This window comes from Pseudomonas marginalis (genome assembly GCF_900105325.1).
GTDB classification, from domain to species: Bacteria; Pseudomonadota; Gammaproteobacteria; order Pseudomonadales; family Pseudomonadaceae; genus Aquipseudomonas; species Aquipseudomonas marginalis.
Genome location: NZ_FNSU01000003.1, coordinates 4498443 through 4515040, shown reverse-complemented (window position 1 = coordinate 4515040; position 16598 = coordinate 4498443). Strand labels below are relative to the sequence as shown.

General features: G+C 60.8%; 15 protein-coding genes. 3 read left to right on the top strand and 12 right to left on the bottom strand.

Annotated features, from left to right (window positions below):
• Window positions 1-44: 44 nt before the first annotated feature.
• Window positions 45-248 carry a twin transmembrane helix small protein gene (locus tag BLW22_RS30360; RefSeq protein ID WP_016978774.1) on the top strand — a complete coding sequence of 68 codons (204 nt, stop codon included), beginning with the start codon at window positions 45-47 and terminating at the stop codon, window positions 246-248.
• A 6-nt stretch (window positions 249-254) separates the two neighbouring features.
• On the opposite strand, the gene BLW22_RS30355 is transcribed toward BLW22_RS30360, so the two are convergent.
• From BLW22_RS30355 to coxB, 4 genes are read right to left on the bottom strand one after another with little or no spacing between them, the layout of a single operon-like run.
• Window positions 255-1142 carry a cytochrome c oxidase subunit 3 gene (locus BLW22_RS30355; RefSeq protein ID WP_027608047.1) on the bottom strand — a complete coding sequence of 296 codons (888 nt, stop codon included), beginning with the start codon at window positions 1140-1142 and terminating at the stop codon, window positions 255-257.
• Window positions 1143-1177: 35 nt separating this feature from the next.
• Window positions 1178-1729 carry a cytochrome c oxidase assembly protein gene (locus tag BLW22_RS30350; protein WP_065926844.1) on the bottom strand — a complete coding sequence of 184 codons (552 nt, stop codon included), beginning with the start codon at window positions 1727-1729 and terminating at the stop codon, window positions 1178-1180.
• Between the two features lie 21 nt (window positions 1730-1750).
• A complete protein-coding gene (gene ctaD / locus BLW22_RS30345) occupies window positions 1751-3340 on the bottom strand; it encodes a cytochrome c oxidase subunit I (protein WP_024072609.1) in 1590 nt (529 codons plus the stop codon).
• 58 nt (window positions 3341-3398) lie between these two features.
• The gene (gene coxB, locus BLW22_RS30340) at window positions 3399-4526 is read right to left on the bottom strand and encodes a cytochrome c oxidase subunit II (protein ID WP_074848101.1); all 1128 of its coding nucleotides are present in this window, start codon (window positions 4524-4526) and stop codon (window positions 3399-3401) included.
• A gap of 368 nt (window positions 4527-4894) precedes the next feature.
• Here coxB and BLW22_RS30335 point away from each other — a divergent pair, with 368 nt between their 5' ends.
• Window positions 4895-5542 (top strand): hypothetical protein, encoded by a 648-nt coding sequence (locus BLW22_RS30335; RefSeq protein WP_065926842.1) that lies wholly within the window; start codon window positions 4895-4897, stop codon window positions 5540-5542.
• Window positions 5543-5610: 68 nt separating this feature from the next.
• Here the strand turns inward: BLW22_RS30335 and BLW22_RS30330 are convergent, their stop codons facing one another.
• The 6 genes from BLW22_RS30330 to BLW22_RS30305 all read right to left on the bottom strand — a co-directional run bounded on the left by BLW22_RS30330 (window position 5611) and on the right by BLW22_RS30305 (window position 13180).
• Window positions 5611-7158: a SulP family inorganic anion transporter gene (locus BLW22_RS30330; RefSeq protein ID WP_065946461.1), complete on the bottom strand. Its 1548-nt coding sequence runs from the start codon at window positions 7156-7158 to the stop codon at window positions 5611-5613.
• Window positions 7159-7242: 84 nt separating this feature from the next.
• The gene (locus BLW22_RS30325) at window positions 7243-7974 is read right to left on the bottom strand and encodes a carbonic anhydrase (RefSeq protein WP_027608119.1); all 732 of its coding nucleotides are present in this window, start codon (window positions 7972-7974) and stop codon (window positions 7243-7245) included.
• A gap of 226 nt (window positions 7975-8200) precedes the next feature.
• A complete protein-coding gene (locus tag BLW22_RS30320) occupies window positions 8201-9259 on the bottom strand; it encodes a PA0069 family radical SAM protein (protein ID WP_065926840.1) in 1059 nt (352 codons plus the stop codon).
• Window positions 9260-9329: 70 nt separating this feature from the next.
• Entirely contained in the window at window positions 9330-10628 is a 1299-nt protein-coding gene (locus BLW22_RS30315; protein WP_027608121.1) for a cytochrome c, read from the bottom strand.
• Between the two features lie 12 nt (window positions 10629-10640).
• A complete protein-coding gene (locus BLW22_RS30310) occupies window positions 10641-12413 on the bottom strand; it encodes a GMC family oxidoreductase (RefSeq protein ID WP_262417211.1) in 1773 nt (590 codons plus the stop codon).
• Window positions 12414-12427: 14 nt separating this feature from the next.
• Window positions 12428-13180 carry a gluconate 2-dehydrogenase subunit 3 family protein gene (locus tag BLW22_RS30305; RefSeq protein WP_027608123.1) on the bottom strand — a complete coding sequence of 251 codons (753 nt, stop codon included), beginning with the start codon at window positions 13178-13180 and terminating at the stop codon, window positions 12428-12430.
• 274 nt (window positions 13181-13454) lie between these two features.
• Between BLW22_RS30305 and BLW22_RS30300 the strand changes: the two genes are divergently transcribed.
• Window positions 13455-14111, top strand: coding sequence for a phosphatase domain-containing protein (locus BLW22_RS30300; RefSeq protein ID WP_074848097.1), 657 nt, complete (start codon window positions 13455-13457; stop codon window positions 14109-14111).
• 114 nt (window positions 14112-14225) lie between these two features.
• On the opposite strand, the gene BLW22_RS30295 is transcribed toward BLW22_RS30300, so the two are convergent.
• Complete coding sequence (locus BLW22_RS30295) at window positions 14226-14498, bottom strand: YheV family putative zinc ribbon protein (RefSeq protein ID WP_027608125.1); 273 nt, start codon at window positions 14496-14498, stop codon at window positions 14226-14228.
• Window positions 14495-16594, bottom strand: a complete 2100-nt coding sequence (prlC, locus tag BLW22_RS30290) for an oligopeptidase A (protein WP_174556988.1) — start codon at window positions 16592-16594, stop codon at window positions 14495-14497. The genes BLW22_RS30295 and prlC overlap by 4 nt, the downstream gene beginning before the upstream one ends.
• Between the last annotated feature and the right edge of the window lie 4 nt (window positions 16595-16598).

The window sequence follows — 16598 nt, the reverse complement described above, 5'->3', positions numbered from 1 at the left end:
GCCCGCCCATCCCCTTAATGCCCACCAACGCCAGGAACCAGACCATGCTCAAAGCAGCCATTGCCCTGATGCTGATCGCGACCGTCGTGAGCCTGTTCAGTGGCCTGTTCTTCCTGGTCAAGGACGAGGGCAACTCCAACCGCCTCGTGACGGCCTTGACCGTGCGTGTGGTACTGGCCGTGATCACCGTGGCATTGATCGCCTGGGGATTTTTCAGCGGCCAGCTGGTATCTCATGCGCCCTGGTAAGTCGCCTCAGAGCACATAGACGAAGAAAAACAGCCCGATCCACACCACATCCACGAAGTGCCAATACCAACTGGCCGCCTCGAAACCGAACTGATGCTCGGCATTGAAATGCCCGCGCAGGATGCGCATCAGCATCACAAACAAAATGATGGTGCCGATGGTCACGTGAGCACCGTGGAAGCCCGTGAGCATAAAGAACGTCGCGCCGTACACCCCCGAACCCAAGGTCAGGCCCAGTTCTTTATAGGCATGGATGTATTCCTCGGCCTGGAACCCGAGGAATGCCAGGCCCAGCAAGACGGTGATCGCCAGCCAGATTTTCAGCGCGCCGCGATGCCCCTTGCGCAAGGCGTGGTGGGCAATGGTGATGGTCACGCTGGAACTCACCAGCAGGATGGTGTTCACCAACGGCAAGCCCCACGGGCTGATGGTGCCCTCCGGCGCGGGATAGAGCTTCGGGTCCGGGTTGTTGAGCAACGGCCAGGCAAACTCGAAGTTCGGCCACAGCATGTGCGCAATGCCTTTGGGGCCTTCGCCGGCCAATGCGGGACCGGACAAATGGCGCACGTAGAACAGCGCACCGAAAAACGCGATGAAGAACATCACCTCGGAAAAAATGAACCAGGTCATGCCCCAGCGAAACGAGCGGTCCATCTGGGCGCTGTACAAACCGGCGCGGCTTTCCTTGATCACTGCACCGAACCAGCCAAACAGCATGTAGGCCAGCAACAGCCCTCCGACGAAAAAGATCCACGGCCCGTGGGATTCAGGGCGTGCCGCCTTCAGGTCGTTGAACCACACGGCCAGGCCATACACGGTGACCAGCATGCCAATCGTGGCAATTATCGGCCATTTGCTTTGCGCTGGTACGTAGTACGTATCATGAGTCGACATGTATTCGCTCTCCTGATTGAGCGGGCAAACAGTAGCTAGCCGCCGGTACGGACAGCCACGGGCGGTTGGCGCGCAGTGATATCAAACAGCGTGTACGCCAGGGTCAAATGCTTCACATCCTTGGGCATGTCACGGTCGACAATAAAACGCACTGGCATCTCGATGCGTTGGCCTGGCTGCAGCACTTGCTGGGTGAAGCAAAAGCATTCGGTCTTGTGGAAATACATCGCCGCTTCGGCGGGGGAAATGCTCGGCACCGCCTGGGCGGTCATCGGCTTGTCAGTGGGGTTGTAGGCCACGAACAGCATCTCGGTGACGGCACCGGGGTTGACCACCACCTCGTCAGCCTTGGAATGAAACTCCCAGACCATGTCGATGGCATTGGTGGACAGGAACTGCACCCGTACCTGGCGCGTGAGGTCGACGACCTGCTCGCCTTCGTACTGCCCGGCCGTCTTGCCGTTGATGCCGAACGCCTTGCACATCACGTCGTAGATCGGCACCAGGGCAAAGCCGAAGGCGAACATCGCTACCACCAGGATCAGCAGGCGGGTAACCAGGCGCTTGAGGGGCACGGAGTCAGCCATGACCACCTCCGCTTACCCTGTTCATTTGACCTCCGGTGGCGTGGTGAAGGTGTGGTACGGCGCGGGCGAGGGCACGCTCCACTCCAGGCCTTCGGCGCCATCCCACGGCTTGGCCGGCGCGGGCGGGCCGCCACGGATGCACTTGATCACGATAAACAGGAAGAAGATCTGCGTGGCGCCAAACATGAACGCGCCAATCGACGAGACCATATTGAAGTCGGCGAACTGCAGGTTGTAGTCCGGCACCCGACGCGGCATACCGGCCAGTCCCACGAAGTGCATCGGGAAGAACGCCATGTTCATGCCCACGAAAGACAACCAGAAATGCAGCTTGCCCAGGGTTTCGTCGTACATGTGGCCGGTCCATTTCGGCAGCCAGTAGTAGGCCGAGGCGAAGATGCCAAAGATCGCACCAGGCACCAGTACGTAATGGAAGTGCGCCACCACGAAGTAGGTGTCGTGATACTGGAAGTCCGCCGGGGCAATCGCCAGCATCAATCCGGAGAAGCCGCCGATGGTGAACAGGATCACGAAGGCCACGGCAAACAGCATCGGCGTCTCGAAGGTCAGGGAGCCTTGCCACATGGTGCTGACCCAGTTGAACACCTTCACGCCGGTGGGCACCGCAATCAGCAACGTGGCGTACATGAAGAACAACTCGCCGACCAACGGAATGCCCACCACGAACATATGGTGCGCCCACACGATAAACGAGAGGAACGCGATGCTCGCCGTGGCGTAGACCATCGACGTATAGCCGAACAACGGCTTGCGCGAGAAGGTCGGGATAATCGAACTGACGGCGCCAAACGCCGGCAGGATCATGATGTACACCTCGGGGTGGCCGAAGAACCAGAACACATGCTGGAACAGCACCGGATCACCGCCACCGGCCGCGCTGAAGAAGCTGGTGCCGAAGTGGATGTCCATCAACATCATGGTCACGCAGCCGGCCAGCACCGGCATCACCGCGATCAGCAGGAATGCGGTGATCAGCCAGGTCCAGACGAACAGCGGCATTTTCATCAAGGTCATGCCGGGCGCACGCAGGTTGAGGATGGTGGCAACCACGTTGATCGCACCCATGATCGAGCTGATGCCCATCAAGTGGATGGCGAAGATGAAGAACGTCACGCTTTCCGGTGCGTAGGTGGTGGAGAGCGGGGCGTAGAACGTCCAGCCGAAATTCGGCCCGCCACCGGGCGTGAACAGGGTCGAGACCAGCAGCAGGAACGCTGCCGGCAGCAGCCAGAAGCTGAAGTTGTTCATGCGCGGCAAGGCCATGTCCGGCGCGCCGATCATCAGCGGAATCATCCAGTTGGCCAGGCCGACAAACGCCGGCATTACCGCCCCGAACACCATGATCAGGCCGTGCATGGTGGTCATCTGGTTGAAAAACGCCGGCTCGACGATCTGCAGGCCAGGCTGGAACAGCTCGGCACGGATCACCATGGCGAACGAGCCGCCGAGCAGGAACATGGTGAACGCGAACCACAGGTACATCGTGCCGATGTCCTTATGGTTGGTGGTCAGCACCCAGCGCATCAAGCCTTTGGCGGGGCCGTGGGCATGGTCACCGGCGTGGCCATGGTCATCGATCACAGCGCTCATGGCCGTTCTCCTGCAAGCGAGTGGGCGGGGCGGTTCGGGGCATACGCAATGAATGAAGTCATTTGCTTTCCGCCTGCTTGATGGCCAGCACGTCTTTAGGCGTGACCATGTCGCCTTTGTTGTTACCCCAGGCGTTGCGCTCGTAGGTCACCACGGCGGCGATATCCACTTCCGAGAGCTGCTTGCCGAATGCGGCCATCGCCGTACCGGGCTTGCCGTGGTAGACGAGGCTCAGGTGACCTTCCTTGGGCCCGGTGGCGATTTTCGAACCCTTGAGGGCCGGGAACATCGGTGGCAGGCCCTGGCCTTCGGCCTGGTGACAGGCCACGCAGGTGGTGTGGTAAACCTTGTCGCCGCGGGCCACCAGCTCTTCCAGCGTCCACTCCTTGGAGGTCAGCTCCTTGAGCTTGGCGGCCTCTGCCTTGCGCTCGCCGAGCCAAGTGTCGTAGTCGGCCTTGGACTTGACCTCTACCACGATGGGCATGAAACCGTGGTCCTTGCCACACAGTTCGGCGCATTGGCCACGGTAGATGCCAGGCTTCTCGACGCGGGTCCAGGCTTCGTTGACGAACCCCGGGATGGCGTCACGCTTGACCGCAAAGGCCGGCACCCACCAGGAGTGGATCACGTCGGCGGCGGTCACCAGGAAGCGCACCTTGGCGCCCACCGGCAGCACCAGCGGCTGGTCGACTTCCAGCAGGTAATGTTCGCCCTTGGTGGCCTGGTTATGGATCTGCTCGGCGGGCGTGGCCAGGTTGCTGAAGAACTCCACGTCCTGGCCCAGGTATTTGTAGTGCCACTTCCACTGATAGCCGGTGACCTGGATATCGATATCCGACTCGGTACTGTCGTAGATATCGATCAAGGTCTTGGTCGCCGGAATGGCCATCGCGACCAGGATCAGCAAGGGCACCACGGTCCAGAGGATTTCCACGGTGGTGCTTTCGTGGAATTTGGCCGCAACCTGGCCCGTAGAGCGGCGATGAAGGATCATCGACCAGAACATCGCGCCAAAAACGAAAATGCCGATCACTACACAGATCCAGAAAATGGTCATGTGCAGGTCGAACACAGCGTGACTGACTTCAGTTGCCCCTGGCGCCATATTCGTTGTCCAGGCGGCGTGCGCCTGGCCGAATACCGACCACAACAGGAGGCCCATCCAAACATGTGGATGTCGCGTCATTGCGGGTTCCCCTTATCGTTCTTGTTATCCCGCCGGTTTGCACCTGCGTCGAAGGGAGCGGCTTCCATACTGCTTACAACCGCTTAGCCTTACCTGCTTATGCAGTCTGGCGTCATCAGCTAATCGCGTACAAACCCGAGTATAGACACGCTCTGCAACCCCGCAATGTGTAGGGGCAAATGAGCAAAAATGAGTGGCCAGGCCTAATAAAACCGGGGTGCGGAATCGTTTATCCGACCAACGATGGCAATTCGATATAACGCCTGTGCATAACCATGAAATAATTATGACAAATGCGTCTTAGGCGCTCGTATAAACGAGCTACCTTATGCTGTCCCTATTCCTACGCCTGCTTCACTGGAGCCTTCATGAACACCGCCGCATTGCGCGAGCAGATTTCCCGTGCCCATCAACACGAATCCAGCACTGGCCAGTTGGCCAAGCAGCTGGAAGAGCAATTGCCGCACCTGCATTCGGCCATTTCCCTGGCTGATGGCGATCGCAACATTGTCATGACCCGTTTCGTCACGGCCTACATCGATCTCGTGCCGGACCTGCTGGACGCCGCCAACGACGTGGCCCGCGAGGCCGGCATCGAAAGCCAGATCAAGCCAGTGCTGAAAATCGCCGAGCATTTCTTCCTGCAGCCCCCCGCGATCCTGGCCGGCCATGAAGGGCTCGACGGTCTGCTGGACGAGGCTTACCTGGCCCATCGCCTGGTGGAAGAGGTCAACGATTTGTATATCAAACACTTTGGCCGGCCACTGATTCCAGCAGATACCACCGTGGCCAACGTGATTGCCCATCAGTTGATCGGCGAAGCATTCGCCAACCAGCTGGATGAAGCCGTTCATCATGCGGTGGATGAAATGCTCAACGAAGACAGCTTTGCACTGGAGTCTGTCGAAGCGTATCGCGAACAGCTGAAAAGCCCGGCAACGGAAGCCGCGTGGAAGCGCTGGCCATGCCTGTCCCGCCAGCTGGGGGTTGAGTTGGCGTTGGACCAGCCGGCTTAAATCCTGAATTCGACACAGAACGAATGTGGGAGGGGACTACACCCCTCCCACATGTTGATCCGGTTCCGTCAGCCGACTGAGGGCGCCGAGCCGATCCCTGTCGTCATCCTGACCCGGCCTTCGAGCCTGCGCTTCAACCCACGCGCCTCGATCACCAGCCTCGAGCCCTTGGCCGCATTCGCCCGGTCCCATTCCTCCAGCAACTCCAGGCAGGAATGGTCGATATAACTCAGGTTACTCAGCGGTACGTGCACAGTCGTGCCCGGAGGCACCGTCGCCAGCACCCGGGTCAACGCCGGCACTTTCAGGAAAGTCGCCGCACCGGTCAAACGCAGCTCCATTTCCCCCTCCGGGGGCAGGTCGATCAGACTGACTTTCAGGCGCGAGGCCTTGAGCGCCAGCTTGACCAGTGTGAGCCCGAAGCCCACCAGCACACCGGTCAGCAGGTCGGTGAAAATGATCGCCAACGCCGTGGCCGCGTAGGTAAACATCGGCATACGCCCATAACGACCGAGGGCCTTGAAGGCCTTGATGTCCACCAGCTTGATCCCGGTGTACACCAACACACCCGCCAGGCTTGCCACAGGAATGCTTTGCAGCACGCTCGACAGCAACAGTACGAACCCCAACAGCCATACGCCATGGAACATGGCTGACAACCGCGTGGTGGCACCGGCCTGCACGTTGGCCGAGCTGCGCACGATCACACCGGTCATCGGCAGGGCACCCACCAGGCCGCACAACATGTTGCCCACGCCTTGGGCGGACAATTCCTTATCGAAATCGGAACGCTGGCCGCTGTGCATGCGGTCGACCGCTGCCGCAGAGAGCAAGGTTTCGGCACTGGCGATAAACGCCACCGCAAACGCAGCGATCAACAACTGAGGGTCAGCCAGGTTCAACAGGTCGCTGGGACGCAGCCAATCGATGGCGTCGGCGAGGTTCTCCGGGACTTCCACACGCTTGACCTGCAGCGCCAGCACCAGGCTGGTCACCGTTGCCAGGCCCACGCCCAACAGGGCTCCGGGCACGAAACGCAGGGTTTGCGGACGGAATTTATCCCACAGGTACATCACCAGCATCGTCGACAAACCGAGCAATCCGGCCTGCCAACCCAGTCCGCCGCCCAAGGTAGGAATCGCCTGCACCAGCGCGGCGGGGAAGCCCGCCAGGTTATCCAGCCCGGAGGGCTTGGGCGCACCGTCGAGCATCACATGGATCTGCGATAGCACAATCAATACACCGATCCCCGCCAGCATACCGTACACCACCGCCGGCGCCGTGACGCGGAACCAGCAACCCAGGCGCAGGCGCCCGGCCACCAGTTGCAGGAAGCCGGCCAGCAGCAGGATCGGCCCGAGCATCAGCATCCCATGCTGGCGCACCAGCTCGAACACCAATACCGCCAGCCCCGCCGCCGGGCCGCTGACCTGCAGCGGCGAGCCCGCCAACCAGCCCACCACCAGGCCACCGATAATCCCGGTGATCAGGCCCTTGGCCGGCGGCATGCCGGACGCGATGGCGATCCCCATGCACAGGGGCAGGGCGACCAGAAACACAACCACGGAGGCGAGCAGCTCCCGTGGCAATACAGCTTTCAATTGAGCAGCACGCATGATGGCTCTCCCGAGGTATTCGCCGGGCGCGGCAAAGCCTGGCTGCATCCATGGCAGCCACCGCTTTACCCGGCAGGGAAGTGTTTAGAAGCGCGCTTTAGGCGTCGCGGAAGGAATCGGCCCTTCGCCGCTTAACGGTCGGAATGCCGACTGATCAGCATCGTAGGCTCGAATTTCACTGGTCTCGATGTTGTAGATCCAGCCGTGAATAAACAGCTGACCGTTGGCCATGCGCGACGCCACCGAAGGATGGGTGCGCAAATGCTGCAGTTGGGCGATGACGTTTTCTTCGGTGAGCACTTTCATGCTCTCGCCTTCGTTGGCACAGTCGCAATTGTCCTCGACCATGGACTTGGCGACTTCGGCGTGCCGCAGCCAGGCCCTTACCGTTGGCATCTTCTCCAGGCTGGCGGGGTTGAGGACCGCGCGCATGGCGCCACAATCGGAGTGCCCGCACACGATGATGTGCTGCACGCCCAGGGCCAGTACTGCGTACTCGATGGCAGTGGAAACACCGCCGTTCATCTGCCCATAAGGCGGCACGACGTTACCGACGTTGCGGGTCACGAACAGGTCGCCGGGAGAGCTTTGGGTAATCAGCTCAGGCACGATGCGCGAGTCGGCGCAGGTAATGAACATCGCCCGCGGGCTCTGGGCCGTGGCGAGTTTCTTGAAGAGTTCTTCCTGCTGAGGGAAGACGTCGTGATGGAAATGCAAAAAGCCGTCAACGATGTGTTTTAGCGCTGCATCGGCAGACTCTGCCACCTGAGGGGCTGAAGCCGACGCAGCCAACGGCTGTTTATCCTTGTCACTCATGATTCATCCTCTTGATTAATGCAGGGGAGTTTTCAGGTCAGTTCGACGCCAGGCCAGTGAAATAGTTGTAAAAGCCACCAACCAGACTGCCGACTCATCAGTCACTCGCTGAACAAGGTAACCACCGAAACTTAACTCAAACTGAATGAACCGCTCTAGATCGCGGGTTTCAGTGATGTCAAAACGCGACTATTCCTACAGGAACGGTGCATTCTGCCTTTTCAGTCTACAACAATGCCATCTGTCTGCCCGGTGGACAGAACGCCGTGCAATCCAGATTGAAGCCTTCTCTGCGATCGAGCCCCAGGCGTTTGATCGCCTTGCTGAAGCGCTGGGCCAGCAGGTCGGCAAACGGCCCCTCGCCCCGCATGCGGACACCGAACCGGCTGTCGTAGACCTCACCACCGCGCACCTGGCGCACCAGGCTCATCACATGGGCCGCACGCTGCGGGTAATGCGCCGCCAGCCACTCCTCGAACAGCGGCGCCACCTCCAGCGGCAGGCGCAACATCATGTACGCCGCACTCTGCGCACCGGCGGCATGGGCTTCGGTAAGCAGGCTTTCCAACTCGCTGTCGTTGATCATCGGGATCATCGGCGAGCACAGCACGCCCACCGGGATGCCCGCCTCGCGCATCACCCGTATGGCCCGCAACCGTGCCTTGGGCGCGGCGGTGCGCGGCTCCAGGATGCGCTTGAGCTCATCATCCAGGCTGGTGAGACTGATCATCACCGCCACAAGGCGTTGCCTGGCCAGCTCCGCCAGCAGGTCCAGGTCACGCAGGATCAACGAGCCCTTGGTGATGATGGTGACCGGGTGCCGATAGCGCAGCAGCACTTCGAGGGTTTGCCGGGTGATCCTGTACTCACGCTCGATAGGCTGGTACGGGTCGGTGTTGGAACCCAGGTTGATCGGCGCACACACATAGCCCGGCTTCGACAACTGCTGTTCCAGCACGTCGGCCGCATTGCTCTTGGCGATCAGCCTGGTTTCGAAATCCAGCCCCGGTGACATGTCCCAATAGGCATGACTGGGCCGTGCATAACAGTAAATGCAGCCATGTTCGCAGCCACGATAGGGATTGATGGAGCGGTCGAACGGCAGGTCCGGAGAGTTGTTGCGGGTGATGATGGTCTTGGCCGTTTCGATGCGCACTTCGGTGCCCTGGGTCGGCGGCACTTCCTGGTACCAGCCGTCGTCCTCCGCCACGCTGACGGTGGGCGCAAAGCGGTTATGCAGGTTGGTGGCCGTGCCCCGACCACGGGGCGGCAGCGGAGTAGACATGAAAGCGCCTCGATACTGTTTTTATATACAGTATCGAGGCGCGAGGTTCCTGACCAGTGCCGTCTGGCGGTCAGTGCTTTTGTGTGACCTGCCCCAGGTCATCGCCCGAGGTGGTGCGCATGTCGTTCTTGCGCAGGTCGGCCACGTCACTGGCTTTCACTGCGGCCCCCTGGTTACCCCAACTGCCACGGATGAAACTGACCACATCCGCCACTTCCTGGTCCGACAGGCGCCAGGCGAACGCCGGCATGGTAAAGGTCGACGGCGCCGTGTGAGTGGCCGGCAACGTGCCGCCGTTCAACACGATGTTGATCAACGACGTGGCGTCCGCAGTCTGCACCACCGGGTTGCCCGCCAACGCCGGGAACACCCGCGTGTAACCATGGCCATCGGTACGGTGGCAGGCCGCGCAGTTGTCGATGTACACCGAGGCGCCGGGCTTGCTGTCATCGCCCTTCCACAGCGCCTCGGCCACCTGCTTGTCATACTGGTGCGGCTGGTCCTGCGGGTCCACCGCCGGCAGGCTCTTGAGGTAACGGGCGATAGCGGTCAGGTCGTCCTGGGACATGTACTGCATGCTATGCACGACCACGTCGCTCATACCACCAAATACCGCGCTGCGATCACTGCGACCGGTCTTGAGGAATTGCACCAGCTGCGCCTCGCTCCAACTGCCGAGGCCGTCCTTGTGGTCACCGCGCAGGCTCTTGGCGATCCAGCCTTCCAGTGGCGCGCTGCCGGACAGGAAGGCCTTGCCGTCAGTCGCGCTCAGGGCTTTTTCCTGCATGGTCAGGGCGCGTGGTGTATGGCACGCGCCACAGTGGCCAAGGCCTTCCACCAGGTAGGCGCCACGGCTGATCACCGGGTCTGCGTCGGCCACGACAGGCTTATCCACCACCTCAGGGGCAAACATCCAGCGCCACGCCGCCAGCGGCCAACGCATGCTCAACGGCCACGGAATGTCGCTGTCCTTGTTCACCTGGGCGACCGGTTCCACGCCCTTCATGAAGTACGCATACAACGCCTGCATATCGCTTTCGCTGACACGCGCATAGGACGGGTAGGGCATCGCCGGGTAAAGCGTACTACCACTCTTGGCGACACCGTGACGCACGGCCTTGTCGAAGTCCTCGAAGCTGTAGTCGCCCAGGCCGGTCTTGTCCGGGGTGATGTTGGTGGAATAGATCACACCGATGGGGGTTTCCATCGGCAGGCCACCGGCGAACGGTTTGCCGCCCTTGGCGGTGTGGCAGGCCACGCAGTCGCCGGCGCGGGCCAGGTATTCGCCCTGCTTGATCAGGTCGGTTTCGGCGGCACTGATCGAGCAGCTGCTGAGCAGGGCAAACGTCGCGATAACAAATGCTTTCATGGTCATCGCTCCTTATGCCTGAACCAGCGGGCCGGGGTTTTTCAGGTACTGCTCGCGGATCGCCCGGGCCGACCAGTAAGTCAATGCCGCCACCAGGCCGGTAGGGTTGTAGCCCAAGCCCTGTGGGAAAGCGGATGCGCCGGGGACAAACACGTTGTGCACATCCCAGCACTGCAAGTAGCGGTTCAGCGCACTGGTCTTCGGGTCGGTCCCCATGATCGCGCCACCGTTGAGGTGGGTGGTCTGGTAGGACGCGGTGTTGAAGTGCTCACCGACTTTTTTGCCCAGCACGGCTATCGCCTTGGGGTTCATCGCTTCGGCGACCTTGCCCATTTTCTCAACCATGAAGCGGTTCATCTTGATGTCGTTTTCCTGCCAGTCGAACGTCATGCGCAGCAACGGCAGGCCGTAGGCATCACGGTAGACAGGGTCCAGATCCAGGTAGTTACCCCGGTAGGATTGATGGGCACCGTGAGCATCCATCGACACCTGGTGGGTGTAGTAATCGGCGGTGGCGCGCTTCCAGGCACTGCCCCAGGCCGGAGTGCCGGGCGGGTTGGACGTACCGGCAATCGGCCGGCTGCCGGCCTGGTTGACCCACATCGGCGAACCGCCCACAAAGCCATGGGGCCCGTGATCGAAGTTGTCGGCGTTGAAGTCATCGATGGCCACGCCATTGCCGCCGGCACCGATAAAGTTGTTGGTATGGGTGTCCTTGTCGAAGAACGCCTTGATGGTGGCCATGTTCTGGTAGGCAAAGTTCCTGCCCACCACACCCTCATTGGTCATCGGGTCGTAAGGCTTGCCGATGCCCGACAGCAGCATCAGCCGCACGTTGTGGAACTGGAACGCGCCGAGGATCACCAGGTCTGCCGGTTGTTCGCACTCTCGGCCCTGGGCGTCGATGTAGGTCACGCCGGTGGCCTTGCTCTTGGTGCTGTCCAGATTGACCTTGAGCACGTGGGAGTTGGGCCGCAGCTCGAAATTCGGCACCTGGCGCAGCGCCGGCAGGATGTTCACGTTCGGCGAGGCCTTGGAGTACATGTAGCACACGTAGCCGCTGCAAAAACCGCAGAAGTTGCACGGGCCCATCTGCGCGCCGTAGGGGTTGGTGTAAGGTCCCGAGGTATTGGCTGACGGCAGGTTGTAGGGCTTGTACCCGACGCTGGCGGCGGCTTTCTGAAACAGCTGTGCGGAGACTGTGTTCTTTTGCGCTTCCAACGGAAACGGGTTGGAACGGTCCGGCGCATAGGGGTTGCCGCCACGACCTTCGCCCACCACCTGGCCTTTCACGGTCCAGGCCTGGCCTGAGGTGCCGAAGACTTTTTCCGCATAGTCGAAAAACGGCTCCAGCTCTTCGTAGCTCACGCCGAAGTCCTGGATGGTCATGTCCTTGGGAATGAAATGCTTGCCGTAGCGTTCCTCGTAATGGCTGCGCATGCGCAGTTCAATCGGATCGACACGGAAATGCACGCCCGACCAGTGCAAGCCCGCACCGCCCACGCCGTTACCCGGCAAAAACGCGCCGAGCTGACGGTTAGGCAAGGCAACGTCATTCACGCTATGGCGAATCGTCACCGTCTCCTTGGAGATGTCCTGGAAGAGTTTTTTACGCACGCTGTAGGTCAGTTCGTCGATGACCTGGGGATAGTTGCCGTCCGGGTAAGTGTCCTGCATCGGGCCGCGCTCCAGCGCTACCACGTTCAGCCCGGCTTCCGTCAGCTCCTTGGCCATGATCGCGCCGGTCCAGCCGAAGCCGACAATCACCGCATCCACTTTCTTCATGATGATCGCCACGTTTATGCCCTCTCGCCGCGGATGGATACTGCCGGGAAGGGGTACTGCTCGTTGCGTTCCACCCAGTCCATGAAATCGGCGCGGGCGCCGGGGAAGCCAATCATGGTCCAGCCGACCATGCCTTTGTTGCCACCATGGATCGGGTCGCAGAAGAAGCCTTCCTTGGTGTTTTGCAGCAGCAGGTTGAAGAACATCTTCGGCGGCACCGCGTCAAAATGTGCCGTAACCTCACTGCCGCCCGCCTCCAGGCGCCGCAACATATCGTCTCGGGTAGCGCTGTCTTGCGCAGCAAAAACTTTGCCGTTGAACGCCTTCGACCAGGCATCCGTCGCGGCAATACCCAGGCGATAGATGTCCTTGGGCACCAACTTGCTCTGCCAGCCCATCTCCGGTGGCGCATCGGCATTAAACGGGCCTTGCATGAACCACAGGGCACCGCTGGCGTAAGGCGTGTTCATCTGCCGGTCGATGTACTCCGGCGCGCCAGCTTCCAGGGCGCCGGGGCCTTGGGCATCGGCCGGGATCAGACGCTCGACGGCAGCGTTGATAAACGCCCATTCCTCGGCAGTGAAATAGCTTGGCTCGTAGGCTTTTTCGCTGGCCGCAGGCTTGGCTGGCGCAGCCTCGACCGGCGCAGGCGTCGCCATCAGCATCGAACCGCCAAGGCCGGTGCTGGCAACCGTGACCACCGGGATCAAGGTCAAGGATTTGCGTAGAAAGTCACGCCGGGGGTTGTCTTGATCTTGATCAGACATGGTGGCACCTCATCATGTGGTCACGGGGTTATCAGCCGCTTCTAGGGAGTGGCTTGGCGTTGTCGGGCGGCGATCTGGATCCAGGTGATCCAGGGAGATAGAGCGCAGCGCGCAAACAATAGTTACAAATGATAGCAGCCTAAGCATCGAGAGAATCGCTTCAGCGACTAAAGATTGAGGATTCACGATTCTTTGACGCACACCTCACACCTCCTTGACCCGCCGTGACCGACTCTGGGCGCCATCAACCACTCCCTATAGGGTGACGTCGCCCATGTACAAGCATCATTGGTTGCCGGCCCTGGGTCTGGCGTTCATGGCACTGTTCACCACAGCTTTTGCGCGGGCCGATGACGCTACGTCCCTGCGTTCTCCAGAATGGGCGCAGCCAGTGGGCGACCGCTACAACCTGCATCAAATGACGCCCACGCTCTATCGCAGCGCATTGCCGGATAGCAAGGCAGCGCCGTTGCTGGAACAGCTCAAGATCGGCACCGTGATCAACTTCCTGCCCGAGTCCGATAGCAACTGGCTGAAGGCGCCAGGCATCCGTCAGGTTCAGTTGAGTTATCGCACCAACCATGTGGATGACTCTGACGTGCTGGCGGCACTCAGGGCGATCAAGGAAGCGGAAGCTGACGGCCCGGTGCTGATGCATTGCAAGCACGGCTCTGACCGCACCGGCCTGATGGCGGCGATGTATCGCGTGGTGATTCAGGGATGGAGCAAGGAGGATGCGCTGAACGAGATGACCTTGGGCGGTTTCGGCACCAGTAACGGCTTCAAGGACGGCGTTCGCTACATGATGAGGGCCGATATCGACAAGTTGCGCACAGCCTTGGCGAATGGCGATTGCAGCACCAGCGCGTTTGCCCTGTGTTCAATGAACGGCTGGCTCAATACATCAAGCCAGAAGGAGAAACCATTTTAGGAGCGAGGGTGCTCGCGAAGAACGTTAACGATGACGCAGGCCTTCTGGAGGAACGCGGCGCTCTCTGATTCTTCGCGAGCAAGCTCGCTCCTAGAGGGGGGTTGTGCGGTTTCTTCAGTCTTTCTTCAGCTTGGGATTAGGGAAGAACTGCACCGCCTGCACCTTCGGGTCCGGCGCTTTCAACGCCGATGTATTGACCCGCGTGCCCAATTCCTTGGGCACCGACAGACCTTGATCATTCAGCGTATCGGTGTACCCGCAGGCCACGCACTCACGATGCGGCACGCTGTCCTCGGTCCACATCTTCAACTTGTCCGGTTCGCTGCACGCCGGGCAGACCGCCCCGGCGATAAATTGCTTTTTGGTAATCACAGGCCCTTCACTCATGCTGCTGCGTCCTCACTCAGGCCGCTGTGGCGCAAGAGTGCGTCAATCGACGGGGCACGTCCGCGGAAGTCGACGAACAGCACCATCGGCGCCTGGGAGCCGCCGCGCGCCAGGATCGCCTCACGGAATGCACGGCCGGTCTCTGCGTTGAGCACGCCGTCTTCTTCGAATTTGGAGAAGGCATCCGCCGACAGCACTTCGGCCCATTTGTAGCTGTAGTAGCCCGCGGCATAACCGCCAGCGAAGATGTGCGCAAAGCTGTTGGGGAAACGGTTGTAGGCCGGAGGACGCATCACCGACACCTCATCGCGCACGCCTTCGAGCACCTGGGCCACGCTGCGGCCATCGCCATGGGTGGCATGCAATTCGAAATCGAACAGCGAGAACTCCAACTGGCGCACCATCATCAGGCCGGACTGGAAGTTCTTCGCCGCGAGCATTTTTTCCAGCAGGTCCTGGGGCAGTGGCTCACCGCTTTCATAATGACCGGAGATCAGCGCCAGGCCTTCGGGCTCCCAGCACCAGTTCTCCATGAACTGGCTTGGCAACTCCACCGCATCCCACGCCACGCCATTGATACCGGACACGCCGGCATGCTCGACGCGGGTCAGCAGGTGATGCAGGCCATGGCCGAATTCGTGGAACAGGGTGGTCACTTCATCGTGGGTCAGCAGGGCAGGCTTACCGCTGTCGGCCGGGGTGAAGTTGCACACCAGGTTCGCCACCGGGCTTTGCAGCACACCGTCGATGGTGCGACGACGGTCGCGCGCGCCGTCCATCCAGGCACCGCCACGCTTGTTGGCGCGGGCGTACAGGTCGAAGAAAAAACGCCCGACGTGCTGGCCGTTTTCCTTGATTTCAAACAGGCGAACATCCGGGTGCCAGGTGTCGAAGCCTTTTTGCTCGGCAATCTCGATGCCGTACAAACGCTGCACGATGGCGAACAGGCCGCCCAGCACCTTGTCGATCGGGAAGTAGGCGCGCAGGGCTTCCTGGGACACGCTGTAGCGTTGCTCACGCAGCTTTTCGCCGTAGAAACCGCTGTCCCAGCTTTGCAGGTCGGCGCAGCCTTGTTCGGCGGCGTAGGCCTTGAGCTGTTGCAGGTCCTGGGCAGCGAACGGCTTGCTGCGCTTGGCCAGGTCACGCAGGAAGCTCAACACCTGGTCGCTGGACTCGGCCATCTTGGTGGCCAGGCTCAGCTCGGAGAACGAGGCGTAACCCAGGAGCTTGGCCAGTTCCTGACGCAGATCGAGGATCTGTTCCATCACCGGGCCGTTATCGTTCTGACCGGCATTCGGACCTTGGTCTGACGCACGGGTGCAGTAGGCCGCGTAGATTTCTTCGCGCAGGGCGCGGTCCTGGGCGTAGGTCATGACCGCGTAGTAGCTCGGAAACTCCAGGGTGATCAGCCAACCGTCGAGGCCTTTGGCCTGCGCGGCAGCGGCCATCTGCGCCTTGGCCGAATCGGTCAGGCCGGCGAGGGTGGCTTCCTCGGTGACGTGCTTGGTCCACGCCTGGGTGGCGTCCAGCAGTTGGTTGGAGAATTTGCTGCCCAGCTCGGAAAGCTTGCTCTGCACTTCGGCATAACGTTTTTGCTGCTCAGGCGGCAAGTCGATACCCGAGAGGCGGAAGTCGCGCAGGGAGTGTTCAAGAATAGTTTTTTGCGCCACGTCGAAACCGGCGGCTTCCGGGCTGTTGGCCAGGGCTTCGAAGGCTTGGAACAGCGCGCGGTTCTGGCCCATCTCGGTGGAGTAGGCGCTCAATGCCGGCAGGCACGCCTCGTAGGCTTCGCGCAGCTCGGCGCTGTTGCACACGGCGTTGAGGTGGCTGACCGGGCTCCAGGCGGCGCCCAGGCGATCATTCAATTCGTCCATGGCCAGCACCAGGCCGGCCCATGTCGGATTTTTACCCTGGCTTTGCAGGATGCCTTCGATGGCAACACGGTTGTCGGCGAGGATCTGTTCGATGGCCGGTTGCACGTGCTCGGCACGGATCGCCGAGAACGGCGGCAGGTCGTAGGACTGCAGAAGAGGATTGTTCGCGCTCACGGTTGGCACCTTGGCTGAAGAAACATGTAAGAACAAAGATGGGGCCATCTTA